Origin of the sequence: Saccharopolyspora sp. NPDC047091 (assembly GCF_040643635.1) — a bacterium.
GTDB lineage: Bacteria > Actinomycetota > Actinomycetes > Mycobacteriales > Pseudonocardiaceae > Saccharopolyspora_C.
Window position 1 is genome coordinate 101,737 of the sequence record NZ_JBEYUS010000006.1, and the last position, 20,293, is coordinate 122,029.

Here is a 20,293-nt window from a genome sequence, read left to right on the forward strand (position 1 = left end):
GGCCTTCGGCGGTGGGTGGGCTGGGTGACGGGTCGGCGTCGTTCCTCGGTTGCTCGGCTTTCGCCTGCGCGTTCTGGTCGGCAGGGTGCCGGACCATTGGCGCTGGCCGGTCTGCCTTTCGCATCTCCCTGCGGGGGCCGAGCTCCGGGTTCGCCCTTGCTGGGGGCGCCTTTCTCGGCCTTCGGCCTTCGCCGGCGGGGTGGGGGTTGCGCGACCTGGGGGCTTGGTCAGGGGGTGGGGGTCAGGGCTGCTAGGACCGTCAGGGCCGTTCTGATCGGGTCGAGGACGGTGGGGGTGCCGGGGGGTTGTTCGGTTTCGACCGCGGAGCAGCCGTTGATGACGGCGGTGACGCCCGCGGCTCCGAACGCTTCCAGGGGATCTCTCATCGCCGCCGACCAGCGGGCCGGGTCGGTGATGTCCTCCACCCGCAGGTCCAGGACCGCGACCTCGTCGAAGGAGTGCGACCAGCCGTAGTCGTCGATGCGGTGGCGCAGCTCGGCGGCGATCGCCGCGTTGCGGGTCACCGCGCCGATCCGATGTCCCGCCGCGACCGCGGCCCCCACCGTCAACCGGAGCAGGCCCAACGCGGGGCGGCCGCCGAGCAGGCCGCCGTCCGCGGGCACCGCCGGATCCAGCACGCAATCCGGCAGCACCGCATCGCACTCCGGCGCGGCCGCCAGCGACTCCGCGACCAGCTCCGTCGACCGGCGCACGTCCGCCGCGGACTCCAGGGCGCGCGGGCCGCCCGCGGGCAGGTCCGAGAGCACCACGCGCACCCCCGCGGGCGAGAGCGCGTCGTAGCGGGCCTGCCTGCGGGCGACCTCCCGCGGCCCGACGACGATCGGCGTGACGGCGTGCACGAGCATGGCGTTCCTCCTCATCGGAACTGGCACAACGCGCCCAGCGCGCGCAACTCCGCGGCGGCGTCCACCGCGTCCGGCAGCGCGGCGCACCGCTCCCGGACGTCCGCCACCACCTCCGGCTCGCCCAGCAGCCCGCCCAGCACGCGGACCCGGTCCGCGGCGGAGAACGGGTGGTAGGCGGCATCGCCGACCGGATTCGGGCGCTCCACCACGACCCCGGAGGCGGTGAGCCGCACCGGCCGCTCCGCGGGCAACCGGGCGTCCAGGTCCGGCGCCGCGCGCACCTCGACCCGGCGGGCCAGCTCGGCCGTGGCCGGATCGGCCAGCGCCGCCGCCGAGAACTCGGCAGGCCCGACCCGACCGCGCCGCAACGCCGTCGCCACCGCGAACGGCAGCGAGAACCGCGCCGCCAGCGCCGTCGGCCAGCTCGTCCGGTCCAGCCCGGCGCCCAGCGCGTGGATCTCCACCAGGACGTCCGCCGGATCCGGCCCCACCTGGTCCCGCACCGCCAGCGCCGCATCGATCGCGGCGTGCGTGAACGAGCACGACGAGTGCTGCTTGAAGTAGCCGCCGAGCACCTCCCAGCCGTCACCGGCCAGCACCGCCGGGTCGAGCTCGCCCAGCAACCCGCCCAGCGCGTCCGCCGCGACCCCGGTGACCAGCCCGGCCCCGGACGCGGCCAGCCGCGCCGCCGCCAGCCCCGACTGGTTCGCCGCGCCGACCCAGGCGTCCCGCACCGGGTTGCCGTCCAGCGCCGCCGCGAACGGGCCCGCGACCGGCAGGCCACCGCCCGCGTCGATCGCCGCCGCCGTCTCCGCCGGGCCCAGCTCCAGCACCCGCGCGCAGCCCGCCGCCGCACCGGTCACACCCCAGTTGCCGTGCGGATGGGTGCCCGGCCGCAGCCGGGTCGCCCGGCCGAACCGGGCCGCGACCTCGTACGCCGCCAGCAGGGCGCAGCACAGCTCCGCACCGCGCACCCCGCGCCGGGCGGCCAGCGCCAGCACCGCCGGGAAGCCGTGCGCCGCCGGATGCCCCGCGGCGAGCCGGTGTCCGTCGTCCAGCTCCAGGCGCACCGCGGCCACCGCGTTCAGCCACGCCGCCGCGTCCACCGCGACCGCGCGGCCCGTCCCGAACAGCGGGGACACCCCGTCCGGCGCGTCCCACGCGGCGACCAGCGCCCGCTGCTCCGGCTCCCGCGAACCGAGCGCGGTCACCGCGATCGACTCCGTGAGCACCGCCGCCAGCCGCTCCCGCACCTCCACCGGCACGTCCTGCCAGCTCAGCTCGGACACCCACCGGCCGAGCCCGGTCACGGCCTCCCGGACCGCCGCCGCGCTCACGCCCGCTCGCTCACGGCTCGCGCCGCCGGTCCGGCCGCCGGGACCGGTTCCCGCGGCACCAGCAGCATCAGCAGCGCACCCGCCACCGCCAGCCCGGCCATCACGACGAAGCCGCTGGTGAAACTCCCGGTGCCCGCTACGATGAACCCCATCACCGACGGCGCCACGATCCCCGAGGACGCGAACGCCGCATCGGCGAACCCGGCGGCGCTGCCCGGCTGGTCCGGGGCCGCGTCGATCGACGCGACCCACCAGATGCCGCCGGTGATGAACCCGAAACCGACGCCCAGCGAGATCGAGATCAACGCCACCGTCAGCGTCGGCGCGATCGCGAGCGGGATCAGCGAGCAGCCCGCCAGCAGCAGCGCCACCCCCATCACCGCGAACCGGGTGCGGATCCGCGGGCTGCGCCGGTACACCCGGTCCACCACGTACCCGCCGACCAGCGCGCCGACGATGCCGCACGCCCACGGCGCGATGGAGAACGCGCCCGCCTGCTCCACGCTCAACCCGTAGGCGTTCGACAGGAACGACGGCAGCCAGTACATGAAGCCCCAGAACATGAAGCCCCACGCGAAGTAGCCGCCCGCGACCACCCACAGGTTCCGGTTGGTCAGCAGCGGCCGCCACCGCACCCGGGACCGGCCCGGCGCCGAATCGGACTCCTGCCCGGCCGCGATCAGCGCCCGCTCCGCGTCGTTCACCCGCGCCGACTCCGACGGCAGGTCGCGCAGCAGCAGCGCCGCCAGCACCGCCCACACCACGCCGAACAGCGCCAGTGTCCAGAACATGCCGCGCCAGCCCACCAGATCGGTCAGCCCCGTCAGCAGCGGACCGGAGATCAGCAGGCTCCCGGAGACCGCGACCCCGCCGCACAGGGCAAGCGCCACGCCGCGTTCCCGGATCGGCAGCCACCGGCTCACCGTGCGGGTCGCCGCCGGGAACGCAGGCGACTCCCCGATGCCCAGCAGCAACCGGATGACCAGCAGTCCCGCGAACGAACCGGCGACCGGGATGAGCGCGGTCGTCACCGAGAACAGCGCGATCGCGGACAGCAGCACCCGCCGCGTCCCGAACCGGTCCACCAGCGGCCCGGACAGGAACGCGGCGACCATGTAGCCGATGGAGAAGACGGAACTGATGATCCCGTACTGCGCGGTGGTGATCCCGAACGCCTGCTCCAGCGGTTCCACCGCGTAGGAGACCGCGCTGCGATCGATGTAGTTGATGACGATGAGGCCGATCACCAGCCCCAGCGTCACGAAGCGAAACCGTGTGCTCATGGGGAATTCCTCGATTCCGGGTGGGGAATCGTTCGTTCCGTTCGAACGGAGCGGACGAGACGTCGTTGTCTGCCGGTGCTCGGTGCGCGGTTCAGCCGTCCACTTCGGACTCGGCGAGCGCGGTGCGGACGCCGTCCAGCACCTCGGCGACCGCGCGGTCCGCGCGCAGGTCCCACACCGAGGCGACGACGTCCGCCGCCCGGTCCGGTCCCACGGCCCGGCTCGCGTTGCCGGTGAACTTCGCCGCCAGCTCGTCGGCGGACAGCGGGCGACCGGGGCCGCCGCGGTTCTCGGTGATCCGTTCGGTCACCGTGCTGCCGTCGGCGAGCTCGGCGGTGAGGACGGCGGGGAACTGCCGGGGGAATCCGGCGGTGGCCTGCTCGTCGGCGACGACCCGCACCCGCCCGGCCAGGTCCAGGCGCCGCGGGTCGGCCGCGGCGGCGTCGGTGAAGTCCTCGTGGAACACGCCGAGCCCGCCGCCGCCCAGCAGCGCCGCCGCCACGGTGTACGGGCCGGAGAACGCGGCGTGGTAGCCGGAGCGCGGATGCCGCTTCTCCTCGGCGGGTTCGGCGATGGTGCGCAGCACCGGGGCGGGCACCCCGAGCACCAGTTCGCGGACCTGCTCGGCCACCACGCCCCGCTCCCGCAGCCGCAGCGCGGCGTCGATGCCGGCGTGCGTGAAGTGGTTGCAGGGGTAGGGCTTGAAGAACACGCCAGGTGTCTCCCACTGCTCGCCGAGCCCGTCGGTGACCCGTTCCGGGTGCGCCCGTTCGCCGCAGAACGCGCGCAGGAACCCGAACCGGCCCTCGATCACGGTGGGCGGCCCGGTGAGGCCGTGCCGCGCCAGGTCGGCGGCGGCGACCCCGGAGTGCGCGGCCCAGCCGCAGTGCACCCGCTTGATGGTGCCGCCGGTGCGGTTCGCCTCGATGACCCCGGCGCCCATGCTGGCGGCGATGCCCACCGCGGACGCCAGTTCTTCCGCGCCGAGCCCCTGCAGCATCCCGGCGGCGACGGCGGCGCCGATCGCGCCGCAGATCGCGGTGGCGTGCTGCCCGTGCTCGAAGAACACCGAGTTGCCGAGCTCCTCGTCGTAACCGGCCATGCCGAGGCGGCAGGTGACCTCGATGCCCATCGCCGCCGCGGCCAGCACCGCGCGTCCCCCGGCGCCGGTGCGTTCCGCGGTGGCCAGCGCCGCGGGCACCACCGAGGCCGACGGGTGCAGCACCGACGGCAGGTGGGTGTCGTCGAAGTCCAGGCTGTGCGCCAGGGTTCCGTTGACCAGCGCCGCCGACGGTGCCGGCACCCGGCCGGGCAGCCCGATCGCGGTCGCGGCGGGGTGCCCGCCCCACTCGGCGGCGACCGCCCCGGCGATCCGCGCCGGTTCCGCGCCGACCGCGGCGAGGGAATTGCCGAGCACGTCGACGATCCGGCCCGCCACGTCGTCGGCCAGCGCGTCCTCGATGCCGTCCGCGGCCAGCCGGGCGCCGACCTCGCCGATCCGCTGCGCGGGAGTGGTCACGGCTGCACCACCGCCAGCGGCCGCACCGGGGCGCCGGTGCCGCCGACGATGCGCAGCGGGGCGAACACGGCGAGGAACTCACCCAGCCCGGCTTCGGCGGCGTCCTCCAGCGCGAGGTGCTCGACGATGTGGATGCCGTGCTCCACCAGCAGCACCCGGTGCACCGGCAGCACGCGGTGTCCCGCGCCCGCCGGGATCTGCTCGTAGGCGGTGGTGTCGCCGCCGGTGGCGACGATGCCGCGTTGGACGAGCCATTCGGCGCCGTCCACGGTCATCCCGGGCACCCCGGTCTCCTTGCCGACGTAGGCGACCGGGTCGCCGAACAGCCCGCCCCACCCGCTGCGCACCACGGCGACGTCGCCGGGGCCGGGTTCGGCGCCTGCGCGCTCCGCGGCCAGCGCCAGGTCCTCGGCGGTGATGCCGTAGCCGGGTTCCAGCACGTCCACGCCGTGCGCCGCGGCCACGTCGAGGAACACCCCGCGGGTCACCATCGGCGGAATCGTCTCCGCGCCGTGCACGGTGTGCTTGCCGCCGCGCTGCGCTTCGGCCGCGTCGGCGCCGCCGTGCAGCTTGCCGTCGTGGCTGACGTGGGCGAGCGCGTCGACGTGGGTGCCGGTGTGCCCGCCGGTGACGATCACCTCGTTGGACGCCGAGCCGCCGTCGGGGCGGACCGCGTCGCCGTGGCGGCGTTCCAGGGTCATCCGGAATCCGGGGTGGTTCGGCGAGCCCGCCATCCCCGTGTACAGCGGGTGGCCGAGCTCGATGATGCGGGTCCCGGCGCGCACGGCGCCGAGCAGGGCGTCGGTCACGGGTTCTCCTTCCCGGCCGCGGCACGGCCCGGTTCGTGGTGCTGCTGCAGCTCATCGGCCAGTTCGGCGACCCAGCGGGCCCCGGCGACGACGGCCGGATCGACGAAGCGGCCGTCGGAGTCCACCCAGGCGGCGGCGCCCGCGGCGCCGACCGAGGCCAGCAGGGACCGCGCCCGCGCCACCTCGTCCGCGTCGGGGGTGAAGGCCTGGTGGACGGGGTCGATCTGGCGGGGGTGGATCACCGAGCGGCCGAAGAACCCGGCGTCGCGCAGGGCGGCGCTGTCCGCCGCGAGGCCCGCGGTGTCGGCCAGGTCGGTCCACACGCTGGCGACCGGGCTGGGCAGCCCGGCCGCCCGGTTGGCGGTGACGATCCGGGACCGCGCCCAGCCGAGCTCGGTGCGGTCGCGGATCCGCAGGTCCGCGGCCAGATCGGTCTCGCCCGGGGAGATCCCGGCGACCAGCGGGTGGCAGGTGGCGAGTTCGAAGGCCCGCTCCAGGCCGCGGGCGCTCTCCACCAGCAGGTGCAGCGGCAGCCCGGTCCGCTCGGCCAGCGCGGCGACCGCGGCCGGGTCCTCCGCCTTCGGCACCCGCAGCCCGGCGGCGCCGGACCCGGCCAGCGCTTCGGCGTCGGCCGCGGCCCACGGGGTTCCGGAACCGTTGATCCGCACCCAGGTCCGCTCGCCCGCGCGGGCCGCCGCGCAGCCGCGGGCGCGGTCCTTCGCCGCGGGCGGGACCGCGTCCTCCAGGTCCAGGACCACGGCGTCGGCCGCCCCGTCGAGGGCCTTGGTGACCAGGTCCTCCCGGTGCGCGGGCACGTACAGCCAGCTCCGCGCCCGGCCGAGGGCGCTCACACGACCCCCTGCTCGCGCAGCCGGTCCAGCTCACCGGCGTCGACGCCGAGGGACCCCAGCACCTCCGCGGTGTGCGCGCCGAGCCGCGGGCCGGTGGTGCGGACCGAACCGGGCGTGTCCGACAGCCGGAACGGGGTGTTCTGGAAGCGGACCGGGCCCAGTTCCTCGTCGTCGATCGTCACGATGCTGCCGAGCGCGTTGAAGTGCGGATCGGCGAGCACGTCGGCCGCGGTGTAGATCGGGGCGACGGCGGCCTGCGCCTCTTCGAAGCCGGCGACGACCTGGTCCCGGTCGCGGGCGGCGATCCAGGAACCGACGGCCGCGTCCAGCTCCGCCACGTGCTCGGCGCGGCCCGCGCCGCTGGCGAACCACGGCTCGTCGATCAGCTCCGGGGCGCCGACCAGCCGCATCACCCGCTCGGCGATCGACTGGGCGCTGGTGGAGACCGCGACCCAGCGGCCGTCGGAGCACCGGTAGGTGTTGCGCGGCGCGTTGTTCGACGAGCGGTTCCCGGTGCGCGGCTGCAGCACCCCGAGCTGGTCGTAGGCGATCAGGCCCGGCCCGAGCAGGTGCAGCAGCGGCTCGATGATCGCGGTGTCCAGCACCTGCCCGCGCCCGGTGCTCTCCCGCGCCCGCAGCGCGGTGAGGATGCCGAACGCGGTGGTGAGCGCGGCGACGCCGTCGGCGAGCCCGAACGGCGGCAGCGTCGGCGGCCCGTCCGGTTCCCCGGTCATGGCGGCGAATCCGCTCATCGCCTCGGCGAGGGTGCCGAAGCCGGGCCGCGACGAGTACGGGCCGGTCTGCCCGAACCCGGTCACCCGCGCCAGCACGAGCCGCGGGTTGCGGGCGGACAGCTCCTCCCAGCCGAGGCCCCAGCGCTCCAGCGTGCCGGGCCGGAAGTTCTCGATCACCACGTCGGCGTCGGCCGCGAGGTCGAGGAACAGCTCCCGGCCGCGCGGCGTGGACAGCACCAGGGTGATCGCCCGCTTGTTGCGGGCCAGCATCTTCCACCAGAGCCCGACGCCGTCCTTCTGCGCGCCGTGCGTCCGCGCCGGGTCGCCGCGCGGGTGCTCGATCTTGATGACGTCGGCGCCGTGGTCGCCCAGCAGCGTGGCGGCCAGCGGCCCGGCGAACAGGGTGGAGGCGTCGAGGACCTTCAGGCCGTCCAGCGCCGGGAGGACCGAGTCCGCGGGGTGGTCGTGGGTCATCGCGTTCCTCCACTGGTGACGGGTCGCTGCGGGACGAGTCCCCCGAGGCGGGCGGTGACGCGGTCCGCGGTCTCGATCAGCTCGGGTGCGGTGGCGGCGACGAACTCGTCGGTCACCCGGTAGCGGGGCCCGCACACCGAGACCGCGCCCACCAGCCCGCCGGGGCCGAACACCGGGACCGCGACCGAACCGGCGTCGCTCTGCCGCTCCCCCTCGGAGGCCGCGTAGCCGAGCCGCCGGATCCGCTCCAGCTCGGCGCGCAGCGCGGCCGGATCGGTGGGCGTCGCGGGGGTGAGCGCGGCGAGTTCCCCGGCGAGCAGCCGGTCCACCTCATCCGGCGCGGAGTGGGCGAGCATGCACTTGCCGGACGATCCGGCGTGCAGCGGGAACCGGCGGCCGAGCTCCACCGACATGGTGATCTCGTGGGTGCCGACGACCTGGTCGAGGTAGACGCGGCCGCCGTGCACCTTCGCGCTGATCGTGACGGTCTCGTGCAGCCGGTCGCGCAATTCGGCGAGGAACGGCAGCGCCGTGGTCCGCAGGTCGGATTCGCGCAGCGCCCGGCTGCCCAGCGCGGCCGCGGCCGGTCCGAGCCGGTACTCGCGGCTCGCCGCGTCGTAGGCGATCAGGTCCCGCGCGGTCAGCGATTGCAGGATGCGGTGCACCACGGCCTTCGAGAGGCCGAGTTCGCGGGACACCCGGCTCACGCCGAGCGTCGGCGGCCCGTCGGTGAACAGCAGCAGCACGTCCGCCACCCGTTCGGTGGCCCCGGTGCCCCCGGTCATCTCCGCCACGTCGTCCCTCCGATTGCCCCGATCGTCGTACCGCTTACCGGAACGACAGTGAGTGCTCGAACCGCGCAATGTCAAGAAATTCGTGCAGGTTCTTGCATAGAGCCAGGCAGAGTGCTCTTATCGAAACACCAGCCGCATTCAATTCCGTTCCGCTCAGCGAAACAAATTGAACCGTGCTGGTAGTGAGGAGAAAGCGATGACGATCGATGTCGATCTCGTGGTCGCCGGAGCGGGCGGCGGGCTGATCGCCGCGATCCGCGGGGCGCAGCTGGGGCTCGACGTGCTGGTGGTCGACTCGGACGCGGACTTCCGCCGCGGCAACAACACCTCGATGTCGACCGCGATGATCCCGGGGCCCGGATCGCGCTTCCAGGCCGCCGCCGGGATCTCCGACTCACCCGAGCTGTTCCTCGCCGACGTCGACCGCAAGACCGGCGGCACCGCCGACCGGCGCATCGCGGCGGCGCTGGCGCGGGTGGGCGCCGAGCTCGTGGAATGGCTGGCCGACGACGTGGGCCTGCCGATCGAGCTGCCCACCGACTTCGACTACCCGGGCCACGCGGTCCCGCGGGTGCACAGCCTCCCCGGGCGGCACGGTTCGGCGCTGCTCGGGCACCTGCTCGACGCGGTGGACCGCAGCGAGCGCATCGACCTGCTCGCCCCGGCCCGGCTCGTCGGCGTCGAACCGGCGCCGGACGGCCGGACCGCCGTGCTGGAGAACCCGGCCGGGGAGCGCGAGGAGATCACCGCCCGCGCGGTGCTGCTGGCCACCAACGGCTACGGCGCCGACCGCGAGCTCGTCGCGGCCCACCTGCCGGACATCGCGGACGCGCACTACCACGGCGGCGAGCACTCCCGCGGCGATGCGCTGCGGATCGGCCGGGAGCTCGGCGCCGCCACCGGGTTCCTCGACGCCTACCAGGGCCACGCCGCGCTGTCCGCGGCCGCCCGGACCCTGGTGACCTGGACGGCGGTGATGCACGGCGGTGCCGTCGTCGACTCCGGCGGCACCCGGTTCGGCGACGAGACGACCGGCTACTCCGAATACGCCGCGGTGCTCGCCGGGCGGCCCGGCGGCCGCGGCTGGCTGGTCTTCGACGAGCGGATCGACGGGCTGTGCCGCGCCTTCGGCGACTACCGGGACGTGCTCGCCGCGGGCGCCGTGCGGCGCGCGGCCGATCCGGCGGGGCTCGCCGAGCTGATCGGGGTGCCCGCCGCGGCGCTGGAGCGGGAGCTCGCCGACCTCGCCGCCGTGGCCGCCGGAACCCGCGCCGACCGGTTCGGCCGCGCCGCGACGGCCGCGCTGCACCCGCCGTACCACGCCGTCGAGATCGTCCCGGCGCTGTTCCACACCCAGGGCGGGCTGCTCGTCGACGAGCACGCCCGCGTCCTGGACCTAGCCGGGGAACCCGTTCCCGGCCTGTACGCCTCCGGTGGCGCCGCCGCCGGGATCTCCGGCCACGGCGCGGCCGGCTACCTGGCGGGCAACGGACTGCTGCCCGCGCTGGGCCTCGCCTACCTGGCCGCCGGGCACCTCGCCCGGTCCACCCGCAACCCCTCGGAAGGTGCCCGATGACCCGACCCGACCTGATCGTCCGCGACGTCCGAGTCGTCCGCCCCGGCGGCGGCGAACCGTTCCGCGCCGACATCGCGATCGCCGACGGCGTCGTCGCCGAGGTCGGACCGGACCTGGCGGTACCGGAGGGCACCGAGGTCCACGAGGGTCGCGGGCTGCTCGCCTTCCCCGGCGTCGTCGACGCCCACCAGCACTGGGGCATCTACAACCCGCTGGCCGAGGACACCGCCACCGAGAGCCGCGCCTGCGCGCAGGGCGGGGTCACCACCTCGCTCACCTACATGCGGACCGGGCAGTACTACCTGAACCGCGGCGGCCCGTACGCCGAGGTGTTCCCCGAGGTGCTCGGCGCGGCCGAGGGCCGCTCGTACGTGGACTACGCGTTCCACCTCGCCCCGATGCAGTCCTCGCACATCGACGAGATCCCGGCGCTGGTCCGGGAGCACGGCGTCACCTCGTTCAAGATCTTCATGTTCTACGGCAGCCACGGGCTGCACGGGCGCTCCACCGACCAGAGCGACTTCCTGATGATCCCCGAGGGCGAGCGCTACGACATCGCGCACTTCGAGTTCGTCATGCGCGGCATCCAGGCCGCCCGCGAGGCCAACCCGGACATCGCCGACCAGATCTCGCTGTCGCTGCACTGCGAGACCGCGGAGATCATGACCGCCTACACCCGGCTCGTGGAGGAGGAGGGCGAGCTCTCCGGGCTGGAGGCCTACAGCGCGTCCCGCCCGCCGCACTCCGAAGGCCTGGCGGTCACCATCGCCTCCTACCTCGCGCACGAGACGGGCCTGCCCACCATCAACCTGCTGCACCTGTCGTCGGCGAAGGCGATGGAGGCGGCGATGGTGATGGCGAAGGCCTTCCCGCACGTCGACTTCCGCCGCGAGGTCACCATCGGCCACCTGCTCGCCGACGTCAGCACCGCCGACGGCGTCGGCGGCAAGGTCAACCCGCCGCTGCGGCCCCGCGCCGACGTCGAAGCCCTCTGGGAGCACCTGCTGGCGGGCGACGTCAGCTGGGTCGTGTCCGACCACGCCTGCTGCAAGGAGGAGAAGAAGTTCGGCGACGACCCGTCCGACGTGTTCGCCGCGAAATCCGGGTTCGGCGGCACCGAATACCTGCTGCCCGGCCTCGTCGGCGAAGGCCGCAGGCGCGGGCTGCCGATGTCCTCGGTCGCCGAACTGCTGTCCACCAACCCGGCCCGGCGCCTCGGCCTGCCCACCAAGGGCGACATCGCGCCCGGCTTCGACGCCGACATCGCCCTCGTCGACCCGGACCGCTCGTTCGTCGTCGACCCCGGCGACTCCGAATCCACCCAGGAGTACACGCCGTTCCGCGGCATGGAGATCGGCGCCACCGTCGAGACCACGTTCCTGCGCGGCAGGCGGATCTTCGACGAGGGCACCGTCCGCGGCGACCCCGCCGGCCGCTACCTCCACCGCCCCACCGGCCGCTGATCCCGGCCCGTTCGGCCGCCGACCTGGCGGCCGAACGGCCGGCCGTCAGGCTTCGCGGTTCAGATAGGCCGACACCGTCTTCCGGAGGACGTCGGCGTGCTGGTAGATGTCCTGCGGTGAGTCGATCGGCACCCTGTTCTCGTTCTTGTCCTCGTCGAACACCCCGAGGTACTTCTGCGCGCGGTTGAACCACAACCGGGCGATCGGCTTCCTGTTGTTGTCGTCGAAGAGGATGCCGAAGTAGGTCTGGGTGTCACGGGCGGCGACCCGGTCCACGTCGACATCGCTGCACACGATCGCCCGCACGATCTGGAACCCCTCGATCTCCTCATCGGTGGTGACGACGAGCTTCGCCGCCTTCGCGGGATCCGCAGTGCCTTCGACGACATCGCCGGTGGCGGCCCTGCTCACGCCGGATTCCACGGACTCGGGGAGGGCGGGCGAGGCGTCCTCCCCGAGCGCGGTCTTGAGCCGGGAGTTGACCTGTTCGGCGAGGAACTGCGCGGAAGCCTTGGACACCAGCGTCGCGAACTGCTCGCGCACCTTCGACGTCACGTTCTTCTCGTACACGCGCGAAGCGAAGAACTTGACCCACTCGGCGCTCGGCTCGCGGAACTCGGCGGCCAGCACCCGCTTGATCTGCCCGACGTACTTGAGCTCACCGGCGGCGTTGAGCACCGAATCCAGGTCGAAGGACTCCTTCGTCAGCTTCGCCAGCTCGGGCAGCACCGTGGGGTCGACGGCACCGAGGTCCAGGACCAGGAACGGCTTCTCGTCCATCTTGTTCGGGGCGTCGAGATCCGTGTAGAACTCGTAGACCTGACCGTTCGTCAGAACGGCGACGCGGGCGTTCGTGACGGCGAAGTAGCGGAACAGCTGGGACGAGTGCTCGATCCTGAGCGGCTGCCCGATCTTCTTCGCCTCGACCAGGACCTGGACCTCGCCACCGTGGACCAGCGCGTAATCGATCTTCTCGCCCTTCTTGACCCCGACGTCGGCGGTGAACTCCGGGATGACCTCCGACGGGTTGAACACGTCGTACCCGAGGACGGTTCCGATGAAAGGCATCACGAACGCGTTCTTGGTCGCCTCTTCGGTTTCGATGGCCGCCTTCTGCTGGAGCACCTTGTTCGCCAGTTCGTAGACGCGGTCGTTGATGCTCATGGCGTGCCTCCACCGTCCCGCAGCTCCCGGATCAGGAGCCCGTCGCAGAACGAATCGATGACACCCTCCGCATCCGTTACAACACTCTCCGCGCAGGAACTCGGGCGCTTTCTCCCCTTCGGCCGCTGCGAAGCTCTGCGTCGAGTTCCGGCTCGCCAGGACACCGGTTTTCCCCGTTCTTCCCCGAAAACGTGCGGGAACGGGCGTTTCCGCTGGTGCGGGTGCGGCCGGTGCGGCGGTGGGGCCGAAACCCCGTGGCCCCCTGTCGGTGGTGTGCCTCATCCTGGAGGTCGGCGCGCGCAGCGCAGCCGCAGGAGGGGAGCCGGGGGACAGCAGTGCGACGTCTTGAGTACAAGTGGCTGGTCGGGATCACGTTCGTCCTCGGCCTGATCATGCAGATCCTGGACATGACCGTCCTCAACGTCGCGCTCGCGACGCTCGGGCGGGAGTTCCACGTGGGCGAAGGCACCCTGCAGTGGGTGCTGACCGGCTACATGATCAGCCTCGCCGTGTTCGTGCCGTCCTCCGGCTGGATCGCCGACCGGTTCGGCAGCAAGCGCACCTTCGAGCTCGCCATCGTGCTGTTCACCCTCGCGTCCGTGCTGTGCGGGCTGTCCACCGAGATGTGGATGCTCATCGGCGCGCGCATCCTGCAGGGCGTCGGCGGCGGCATGCTGGTGCCCGTCGGACAGGCGATGCTGTTCCGCGCGTTCCCCGCTCACGAGCGCGCCAAGGCCTCCGCGGTGCTGTCCATCCCGATCACCGTCGCGCCCGCGCTCGGGCCGCTGCTCGGCGGCGTGCTCGTGCAGTACGCCAGCTGGCGGTGGATCTTCTTCATCAACGTGCCCGTCGGCGCCGTCGCGCTGCTGTTCACCGTGCTGTTCCTCAAGGAGGAGCAACGCGACCGGCCGGGCCGCTTCGACCTGCCCGGATTCGTGCTCGCCGGGGCGGGGCTGGCCACGCTGCTGGTCTCGCTCGACCAGGGCGCCCAGCTCGGCTGGGGGCGGCCGTCGGCGTGGGGCGTGCTGCTGGCCGCGGTGCTGCTCATCTGCGGGCTCGTGGTGCGCGAACTGCGCACCCCCGAACCGATGCTGGACCTGCGGCTGCTCGGCGACCGGCTGTTCGGCACCGGGAACGCGCTGCTCATCTGCTCCACCGGCGCGATCTTCGGGACGCTGTTCCTGCTGCCGCTGTTCCTGCAGAACCTGCGCGGCTACACCCCGTTCGAATCCGGGCTGGTGCTGATGCCGCAGGCGTTGACCATGCTCATCGCCACCCAGGTCGTCAGCCGCATCTACGGGCGCGTCGGGCCGCGCAGGCTGCTGCTCATCGGGTTCTGCATGATCATCTCGGTCGGGGGCGCGCTGCAGCTGCTCGGCACCACCACCCCGGTGTGGTTCCTGGTGGCGCTGCTCATGTGGCTCGGCCTCGGGATGGGGCTGCTGATGACGCCGCTGCAGACCGCCGCGTTCGCGCGCATCACCGGGCCCGCGATGGGGCACGCCAGTTCGCTGTTCAACGCCAGCAGACAGGTCGCGACCGCGCTCGGCACCGCCGTGTGCGCCACCCTCTTCGTCACGCTCAGCACCGCCTTCGCGTCCACCGTGGACATGACCGCGGCCGGCGCCGCCGAGCAGGTGCAGATGGCCGCCTACCGGGGTGCGTTCCTCGCCTCCATCGGCTTCGGCGTCGCCGGACTGCTGCTGTCCCTGCGGGTGCGCGACTCCGACGCCGCCGCCACCCTCGACCAGGTGCGGAAACCCGGCCCGCAGGACGGGAAACACGGCGGTGACCGCACCGACACCACCACCGTGAGATAGCTCAAGGTCGCCCCACAACGGCGCCTGCCGGTGCACTATTTGAAGGGTGACCGAATTGCCGCACGCCGACCAGGTCCGCAACCACGCCCGCTGGCGACCCGGATGGCACTCCGGCCGCACCAGCTACGCCTGGCTGTTGCCGTTCGCCGACCAGCCCGGGCTGCGCAACCTGGTGAACCAGTACCAGTACGCGCTGCGCGACCTGCCCGGGTTCGACCTCGTCCCCCTCGAATGGATGCACATCCTCGTGCAAGAGGTCGGGTTCACCGACGAGGTCCCACCGGAGCGCACCGACGAACTCGCCGCCGCCGCCCGCGAACGCCTCGCCGGGTTCAACCCGCTCGCGCTGGCCTTCCACCGCGCCGTGGTGCTGCCCGAATCGCTGTCGCTGCCCGCCGAACCGCAGACCTCGCTGTGGGACCTGCGGGAACGGCTGCGCGCCGCGACCGCCGACGTGCTCGGCGCCGACCAGCTGCCCGCCGAGCCCGAAGAGGTCGACCGGCACATCAGCCTCGCGTTCTCCACCACCGAAGGGCCCGCGATCTTCGCGGTCGCCACCCTCGGCGGAACCGACGTCGACCCGACCACCGCGAAGAGCTCCGCGGTGTCGCTGGTGCGGCTCAACCGGGACCACTCCTGCTCAGAGTGGGAGACCATCACCGAGATCCCGCTGGGCTGAGCTTTCCCCACCTCCGTTGCACAGCGGTCCGGTGGCGGAACCTCAGCGGTTCCCTCGCTGCGGGATCGTTTTCACCGGTGGCTCCGCCACAGGCGAAAACGCCGTCCTCGCGAGGGAACCGCTGAGAACCCGCGGCGGTGCCGGTTGCTCTGGTGGTCGTTGCTCAGCGGCTTCGCCGCTGACCGGAAGACGGTTGCGCCGCTGGCGAGCAGGCTGGTTCGCCGCCGACAGGAAGGCCGGTTCGCGGTTCGGCGCTGGCGGGGGAACTGGTTCGCCGCACGGTTCGGCAGGTGGCGGTGGGGGCGGCACCTCGCGTCACCGACCGGTCGCTGAGGGTTGCTCGACCGCTCCGGCACTTCCTCCGAACGGGTACCGTCGAAAGTGTGGACGCGGCGGCAGGTCCGCCCCGGATCGGTTCGGAGGGACCATGGGCGCACTCATCCTGATCATCGTCGCCGCGGTCGTGATCATCGGTGCTGTGTGGTGGTCCCGCAGGCAGAACCTCGCCCACCAGCAGCGAGAACTCGACGACTCGCGCGCCGAGGCGCGGCGCTGGGTGGAGCGGCTCGGCGGACAGGTGCTCAACATCGACGGCACCGACGACGCCTCGAAGCAGGCCATGGCCGATGCCGCCGAACGGCACCAGGCCGCCGTGTCCCAGCTCGACCAGGCGTCCTCCGCCGAGCAGTGCAGGCTCACCACGCAGACCGCGATGGAAGGCCTCTACTACGTGCGCGCCGCCCGCACCGCGATGGGACTCGACCCCGGACCCGAGCTGCCCGACCTCAGCCACGGGGCCGGGAAGGTCACCGAGCACCGCGAGGTCGAGGTCGACGGCAAGCAGCAGGTCGCCTCCCCCACCCCCGGCGACACCACCCCGCACTACTACCCCGGCGGACGCGTCGCGGGCCGCCCGGTGCCCGAAGGCTGGTACAGCGAGCCGTGGTGGAAGCCCGCGCTGGTCGCCGGGGCCTGGGGCGCGGGTTCGTTCCTGCTGATGAGCGCCATGTTCAGCGGCATGGCCGGGGTGCCGGAAGCGGCCGCGGCCGGGGACGTCGGGGACCTCGGCGACCCGGGCGCGCTCGGCGACGGCGGAGACCCCGGAGACACCGGAGCCCCCGACGACTTCGGCGGCGACGATCCAGGCGGCGACTTCGGCGACTTCGGGGACTTCGACTTCGACCTGGGCGACTTCGGCTTCTGAGACCCGGTTCCGCTCAGGTGAACGGGCCACCCACCAGCCCGCACCGGGCGAACGGGCCGTTCACCCCGCGGTGGCGGGGGTCGACTGGCACACCGGGCACCAGTACAGGTTGCGCCCGGACAGGTCCGCGGTGGCGATCGGCGCACCGCAGACCAGGCACGGCGCCCCCGCCCGCCGGTACACGTAGACCTCTCCCCCGTGCCGGTCCTGCCGCGGCTCGCGGCCCATCGCCGCCGGTTCGTGCTCCGGGCGGACCGTGTCGATGCGGCCGACGCGCACGCCGTCGGCCATCAGCTCGACCAGATCGGTCCAGATCAGCTTCCACGCCCGCTCGCCCAGTTCGCGGCCCGGGGTGCGCGGCGGGATGCCGTGCCGGAACAGCACTTCCGCCCGGTACACGTTCCCCGCCCCGGCCAGCACCTTCTGGTCCAGCAGCAGCGCCGCGATCGACGTGCGGGACCGCGAGATCCGCTCCCACGCGCGTTCGGGTTCGGCGTCGGCGCGCAGCGGGTCGGGGCCGAGCCGGTCGCGCAGCGCGGCCACCTCGTCGAGCGTGATCAGCTCGCAGGCCGTGGGGCCGCGCAGGTCGGTGCCGCAGCCGGGCCCGATGATCCGCATCCGCACCTGCCCGCGCGGTTCCTGCGGTGGCAACGGGAACTCGGTGAACGTGCCGTACAACCCGAGGTGCACGTGCACGACCTCGGGGCCGTAGAAGTGGAACAGGTGCTTGCCGTGCGCCTCGGCGCGCTCGAACCGCGCCCCGTCCAGCCGGGCGGCGCCGCCCGCGAACCGGCCCTGCGGGCTCGACACCCGGACCAGGTGACCGCCGAAGCGGGAATCGTGCAGCCCGGCGAGCCGGTGCAAGGTGTGGCCTTCAGGCATCGCACGCCACCGGCCGTCGCGCCGCGCTCAGAACAGCACCCACAGCACGATCGATTCGATCAGGTAGGCCAGCACGCAGCAGCCGGCGACGACGAGGCCGCGGCGCACCGCTCCCGGCGCCGCACCCTTGACCAGCGCCACCGCGGTCCCGGCGACGAACGCCAAGCACACCGCGAGGAATCCGCCGACCAGCAGCCACAGGCCGACGCCCAGCGCGCAATCCGGCGCGGTGCAGGTCGCACCGGGGCCGCCCACCAGGTAGGGGCTCAACGCGCGCTGGGCGGAGAAGAGGACGAGCACGCCCAGCACCGCACCGCCGAACGCCACCAGCGGCGTCAGCAGCGCGGTCGCCGGGCGTGCACCGGTCATGTCAGTTCACTCCGCGGGCAGCGCCGGCGGGGTGCCGGTCCGCTCGTAGTCGGAGAGCAGGTCGATGCGGCGCTGGTGCCTGCCGCCCTCGAACTCGGTGCCGAGGAACGCCTCGACGATCTCCTCGATCTCCTCGACGGCGTGCATCCGCGCACCGATGCCGGCGAGCAGCGCGTTGTTGTGCTGGCGGGCCAGCTTCGCGGTGTCGACGCTCCAGGTCAGGGCCGCGCGGGCGCCGGGGACCTTGTTCGCGGCGATCTGCTCGCCGTTGCCGGAGCCACCGATGACGAGCCCGAGGCTGCCCTCGTCGGCGACGACGCGGCGGGCCGCCTCGACGCAGAACGGCGGGTAGTCGTCCTGGGCGTCGTAGGCCGCCGGGCCCACGTCGGTCACCTCGTGACCTCGCTCGGTCAGCCACGTGACCAGGTGGTTCTTCAGGTCGAAGCCTGCGTGATCGGATCCTAGGTAGACGCGCACGCAGGCAGTGTGCCAAACGCCCCACCGCCGACCCGCACCCTGGTTACGGTTGATCCATGACCGGGCTCCGCACCACCCGTCCCGCCCGCGGCGAGCAGCCGGGGGCCTCGTCGTGACCGGCCGCTGGGTGGCCGTCGGGGAGGCGGTGTGGGTGCGGCGGTACGCGGAGCTGGACCTGGGCACCGGGCTGGTGCTGGGCGCCGAGCGAGCGCTGGTGATCGACACCCGCGGCGACCACCGGCAGGGCGCGGAGCTGGCGGCGGCGGTGCGGGCGAAGACGGCGCTGCCCTGCGAGGTGGTGCTCACCCACGGCCACTTCGACCACTGCTTCGGCACCGCCGCGTTCCGGCCCGCCCCGGTGCACGCCCACGAGGGCTGCGCCGCCTTCCTGCGCGGGCACGCCGAGCGGCAGCGCCGCGAGTGGAGCGCGCACTACCGGGACGAGGGTCGCCCGGAGGTCGCGGCGGCGGTGGAGCGCAGCGAGGTCGTCCCGCCGGACCGGCCGGTCGGCGACCGCGCCGAGCTCGACCTGGGCGGCAGACCGGTGCGGCTGCACCACTTCGGCCCGGCGCACACCGATCACGACCTGGTGGTGGAGGTGCCGGACGCGGGCGTGGTGTTCGCGGGCGACCTCGTCGAGCAGGGCGCGCCGCCGGACTTCGAGGACGCCCACCCGCGGACCTGGCCGGATGCGCTCGACGCGCTGCTCGCGCTGCGAGCCGAGGTCGTCGTGCCCGGCCACGGGGAACCCGTCGACGCGGCGGCCGTGCGCACCCAGCGGGACGAGCTGGCCCTGCTGGCCGCGCTCTGCGCCGGGCACGAGCGGGGCGAGCTGACCACCGCCCAGGTGCTGCGCGACTCCCCCTACCCGGCGGACAGCACCGAACGCGCCCTGTGCAGGCACCACTAGGCCCTTCGGCCTGATCGACTAGGCCGAACGGAGTCATTTTCGCCACGAGGGGCACCGATCGACGATCGCGGGCGTCATGCTCGGCAACGGCCGGAGAACCCCCGGCCGAAGACCCGCACAACGGCACTGCGCTGGGGCGATCTCGACGGTGTGCGGCGGAACAACACTCTGGGAGGCGACGGTGTCCAGTCCGGACCAGTCCGATGCGGCGCGGCGGCAGCAGCTGCAGGCGGGCAACGACGCGTTGCGCGGCCAGATCGACGGCATGCTGGCGGACCTGCGCCGCCGCACCGCCGAGATCCAGGAGAAGCAGTCCGAGGCGGCGGCCAAGACCCACGAGGTCACCTCGGAGGACGGCGTGATCACCGCCCGGGTGGACGCGACCGGAACCCTGGAGCAGCTGCTGCTGAGCTCGAAGGCCTTCGAGCGCACCACCCCGGAACAGCTGGCCCGCACCATCACCAGCGTCGTCCGCGAGGCGACCGGCAGCGCCCAGCAGTCCCTGCAATCGGACTTCGCCTCGCTCGCCGAGCCACCCGAGCTGCCCGACCTGTTCGCGGGCGCCCCCTACCTGGCGGACTTCATGCCCAGCAGCGGCCCGCTCGTCGCCCCGCCGGACCCGGCCGCGGAACGCGCCGCCCGCACCGGGAAGCAGGCCTCGCGGCCGCAGCGGGACCGCCCCGCCGAGGACGACGACGAGCCGCCGCAGTCGTTCATGACGGAGGGCCGCTGGTGAGCGGCCGGATGCGGATGCGCCCGGAGGAGATCCGGGCGGGCGGTGCGCGCATCGGCGCCGCCGGGGACCGGCTCGACGAGGTCCTCAAGCAGCTCAAGTCCAGTTTGGACGGTGAAGGCGAGTGCTGGGGCGATGACGAGGCCGGGCAGAAGTTCGCCGAGACCTACGTGCAGAACAGCACCGACGTCACCGACGGCATCGGGAAGCTCGCCGAAGCCCTCGGCAACATCATGGACAACCTGAAGGCCACCGCCGACGACACCGAAGGCCGCGACGCCGAGTCCGCCTCCGACATCGCGAACGTGCCGCAGAGCTGACACCGGGCCCGCGCGGGCCGTAGATCGAC

20 protein-coding genes are annotated in these 20,293 nt (G+C 73.4%); 8 read left to right on the forward strand and 12 right to left on the reverse strand.

Features of this window, described 5'->3' with window-relative positions:
- Positions 1-227 precede the first annotated feature (227 nt).
- From ABZ805_RS05170 to ABZ805_RS05205, 8 genes are all read right to left on the reverse strand, one after another.
- On the reverse strand, positions 228-866 hold the full coding sequence (locus tag ABZ805_RS05170) for an aspartate/glutamate racemase family protein (protein ID WP_358434591.1): 639 nt from the start codon (positions 864-866) through the stop codon (positions 228-230).
- Between the two features lie 11 nt (positions 867-877).
- Entirely contained in the window at positions 878-2,203 is a 1,326-nt protein-coding gene (locus tag ABZ805_RS05175) for an MmgE/PrpD family protein (protein ID WP_358434594.1), read from the reverse strand.
- Positions 2,200-3,486, reverse strand: coding sequence for an MFS transporter (locus ABZ805_RS05180; RefSeq protein WP_358434597.1), 1,287 nt, complete (start codon positions 3,484-3,486; stop codon positions 2,200-2,202). Before ABZ805_RS05180 ends, ABZ805_RS05175 begins: the two co-directional genes overlap by 4 nt.
- A 91-nt stretch (positions 3,487-3,577) precedes the next feature.
- The gene (locus tag ABZ805_RS05185; RefSeq protein ID WP_358434600.1) at positions 3,578-5,005 is read right to left on the reverse strand and encodes an MmgE/PrpD family protein; all 1,428 of its coding nucleotides are present in this window, start codon (positions 5,003-5,005) and stop codon (positions 3,578-3,580) included.
- On the reverse strand, positions 5,002-5,814 hold the full coding sequence (locus tag ABZ805_RS05190; RefSeq protein WP_358434603.1) for a cyclase family protein: 813 nt from the start codon (positions 5,812-5,814) through the stop codon (positions 5,002-5,004). The genes ABZ805_RS05185 and ABZ805_RS05190 overlap by 4 nt, the downstream gene beginning before the upstream one ends.
- Positions 5,811-6,665 (reverse strand): CoA ester lyase, encoded by an 855-nt coding sequence (locus ABZ805_RS05195; RefSeq protein ID WP_358434606.1) that lies wholly within the window; start codon positions 6,663-6,665, stop codon positions 5,811-5,813. Before ABZ805_RS05195 ends, ABZ805_RS05190 begins: the two co-directional genes overlap by 4 nt.
- Entirely contained in the window at positions 6,662-7,873 is a 1,212-nt protein-coding gene (locus ABZ805_RS05200) for a CoA transferase (protein WP_358434610.1), read from the reverse strand. The genes ABZ805_RS05195 and ABZ805_RS05200 overlap by 4 nt, the downstream gene beginning before the upstream one ends.
- A complete protein-coding gene (locus ABZ805_RS05205; protein WP_358434612.1) occupies positions 7,870-8,658 on the reverse strand; it encodes an IclR family transcriptional regulator in 789 nt (262 codons plus the stop codon). Before ABZ805_RS05205 ends, ABZ805_RS05200 begins: the two co-directional genes overlap by 4 nt.
- 205 nt (positions 8,659-8,863) lie before the next feature.
- On the opposite strand from ABZ805_RS05205, the gene ABZ805_RS05210 reads away from it, so the two are divergent.
- Together ABZ805_RS05210 and ABZ805_RS05215 are read left to right on the forward strand one after the other, a co-directional pair.
- The gene (locus ABZ805_RS05210; RefSeq protein ID WP_358434615.1) at positions 8,864-10,243 is read left to right on the forward strand and encodes an FAD-binding protein; all 1,380 of its coding nucleotides are present in this window, start codon (positions 8,864-8,866) and stop codon (positions 10,241-10,243) included.
- On the forward strand, positions 10,240-11,706 hold the full coding sequence (locus ABZ805_RS05215; RefSeq protein WP_358434618.1) for a dihydroorotase family protein: 1,467 nt from the start codon (positions 10,240-10,242) through the stop codon (positions 11,704-11,706). Before ABZ805_RS05210 ends, ABZ805_RS05215 begins: the two co-directional genes overlap by 4 nt.
- 45 nt (positions 11,707-11,751) lie before the next feature.
- Here the strand turns inward: ABZ805_RS05215 and ABZ805_RS05220 are convergent, their stop codons facing one another.
- The gene (locus ABZ805_RS05220; protein WP_358434621.1) at positions 11,752-12,870 is read right to left on the reverse strand and encodes a type I restriction endonuclease; all 1,119 of its coding nucleotides are present in this window, start codon (positions 12,868-12,870) and stop codon (positions 11,752-11,754) included.
- Between the two features lie 335 nt (positions 12,871-13,205).
- Between ABZ805_RS05220 and ABZ805_RS05225 the strand changes: the two genes are divergently transcribed.
- The 3 genes from ABZ805_RS05225 (at position 13,206) to ABZ805_RS05235 (ending at position 16,573) form a co-directional block, all read left to right on the forward strand.
- The gene (locus ABZ805_RS05225; protein ID WP_358434624.1) at positions 13,206-14,690 is read left to right on the forward strand and encodes an MDR family MFS transporter; all 1,485 of its coding nucleotides are present in this window, start codon (positions 13,206-13,208) and stop codon (positions 14,688-14,690) included.
- A gap of 46 nt (positions 14,691-14,736) precedes the next feature.
- A complete protein-coding gene (locus tag ABZ805_RS05230) occupies positions 14,737-15,369 on the forward strand; it encodes a 2'-5' RNA ligase family protein (RefSeq protein ID WP_358434627.1) in 633 nt (210 codons plus the stop codon).
- 427 nt (positions 15,370-15,796) lie between these two features.
- On the forward strand, positions 15,797-16,573 hold the full coding sequence (locus ABZ805_RS05235; protein ID WP_358434630.1) for a hypothetical protein: 777 nt from the start codon (positions 15,797-15,799) through the stop codon (positions 16,571-16,573).
- A 60-nt stretch (positions 16,574-16,633) separates the two neighbouring features.
- On the opposite strand, the gene ABZ805_RS05240 is transcribed toward ABZ805_RS05235, so the two are convergent.
- From ABZ805_RS05240 to ABZ805_RS05250, 3 genes are read right to left on the reverse strand one after another with little or no spacing between them, the layout of a single operon-like run.
- Positions 16,634-17,455: a zinc finger domain-containing protein gene (locus ABZ805_RS05240; protein ID WP_358434633.1), complete on the reverse strand. Its 822-nt coding sequence runs from the start codon at positions 17,453-17,455 to the stop codon at positions 16,634-16,636.
- Positions 17,456-17,482: 27 nt separating this feature from the next.
- A complete protein-coding gene (locus ABZ805_RS05245; RefSeq protein ID WP_358434636.1) occupies positions 17,483-17,824 on the reverse strand; it encodes a hypothetical protein in 342 nt (113 codons plus the stop codon).
- 6 nt (positions 17,825-17,830) lie between these two features.
- Entirely contained in the window at positions 17,831-18,301 is a 471-nt protein-coding gene (locus tag ABZ805_RS05250) for a ribose-5-phosphate isomerase (RefSeq protein ID WP_358434639.1), read from the reverse strand.
- Between the two features lie 112 nt (positions 18,302-18,413).
- Here ABZ805_RS05250 and ABZ805_RS05255 point away from each other — a divergent pair, with 112 nt between their 5' ends.
- From ABZ805_RS05255 to ABZ805_RS05265, 3 genes are all read left to right on the forward strand, one after another.
- On the forward strand, positions 18,414-19,211 hold the full coding sequence (locus ABZ805_RS05255) for an MBL fold metallo-hydrolase (RefSeq protein ID WP_358434642.1): 798 nt from the start codon (positions 18,414-18,416) through the stop codon (positions 19,209-19,211).
- 181 nt (positions 19,212-19,392) lie between these two features.
- Positions 19,393-19,947 (forward strand): YbaB/EbfC family nucleoid-associated protein, encoded by a 555-nt coding sequence (locus tag ABZ805_RS05260; protein ID WP_358434644.1) that lies wholly within the window; start codon positions 19,393-19,395, stop codon positions 19,945-19,947.
- Positions 19,944-20,264, forward strand: coding sequence for a WXG100 family type VII secretion target (locus tag ABZ805_RS05265; protein ID WP_358434647.1), 321 nt, complete (start codon positions 19,944-19,946; stop codon positions 20,262-20,264). The genes ABZ805_RS05260 and ABZ805_RS05265 overlap by 4 nt, the downstream gene beginning before the upstream one ends.
- Positions 20,265-20,293 lie beyond the last annotated feature (29 nt).

Excerpts from the sequence above, each read along its gene's own strand:
- ABZ805_RS05170 (WP_358434591.1), bottom strand. The coding sequence starts at position 866 with ATGCTCGTGCACGCCGTCACGCCGATCGTCGTCGGGCCGCGGGAGGTC.
- ABZ805_RS05180 (WP_358434597.1), bottom strand. The coding sequence starts at position 3,486 with ATGAGCACACGGTTTCGCTTCGTGACGCTGGGGCTGGTGATCGGCCTC.
- ABZ805_RS05200 (WP_358434610.1), bottom strand. The coding sequence starts at position 7,873 with ATGACCCACGACCACCCCGCGGACTCGGTCCTCCCGGCGCTGGACGGC.
- ABZ805_RS05205 (WP_358434612.1), bottom strand. The coding sequence starts at position 8,658 with ATGACCGGGGGCACCGGGGCCACCGAACGGGTGGCGGACGTGCTGCTG.
- ABZ805_RS05210 (WP_358434615.1), top strand. The coding sequence starts at position 8,864 with ATGACGATCGATGTCGATCTCGTGGTCGCCGGAGCGGGCGGCGGGCTG.
- ABZ805_RS05215 (WP_358434618.1), top strand. The coding sequence starts at position 10,240 with ATGACCCGACCCGACCTGATCGTCCGCGACGTCCGAGTCGTCCGCCCC.
- ABZ805_RS05220 (WP_358434621.1), bottom strand. The coding sequence starts at position 12,870 with ATGAGCATCAACGACCGCGTCTACGAACTGGCGAACAAGGTGCTCCAG.
- ABZ805_RS05235 (WP_358434630.1), top strand. The coding sequence starts at position 15,797 with ATGGGCGCACTCATCCTGATCATCGTCGCCGCGGTCGTGATCATCGGT.
- ABZ805_RS05240 (WP_358434633.1), bottom strand. The coding sequence starts at position 17,455 with ATGCCTGAAGGCCACACCTTGCACCGGCTCGCCGGGCTGCACGATTCC.
- ABZ805_RS05245 (WP_358434636.1), bottom strand. The coding sequence starts at position 17,824 with ATGACCGGTGCACGCCCGGCGACCGCGCTGCTGACGCCGCTGGTGGCG.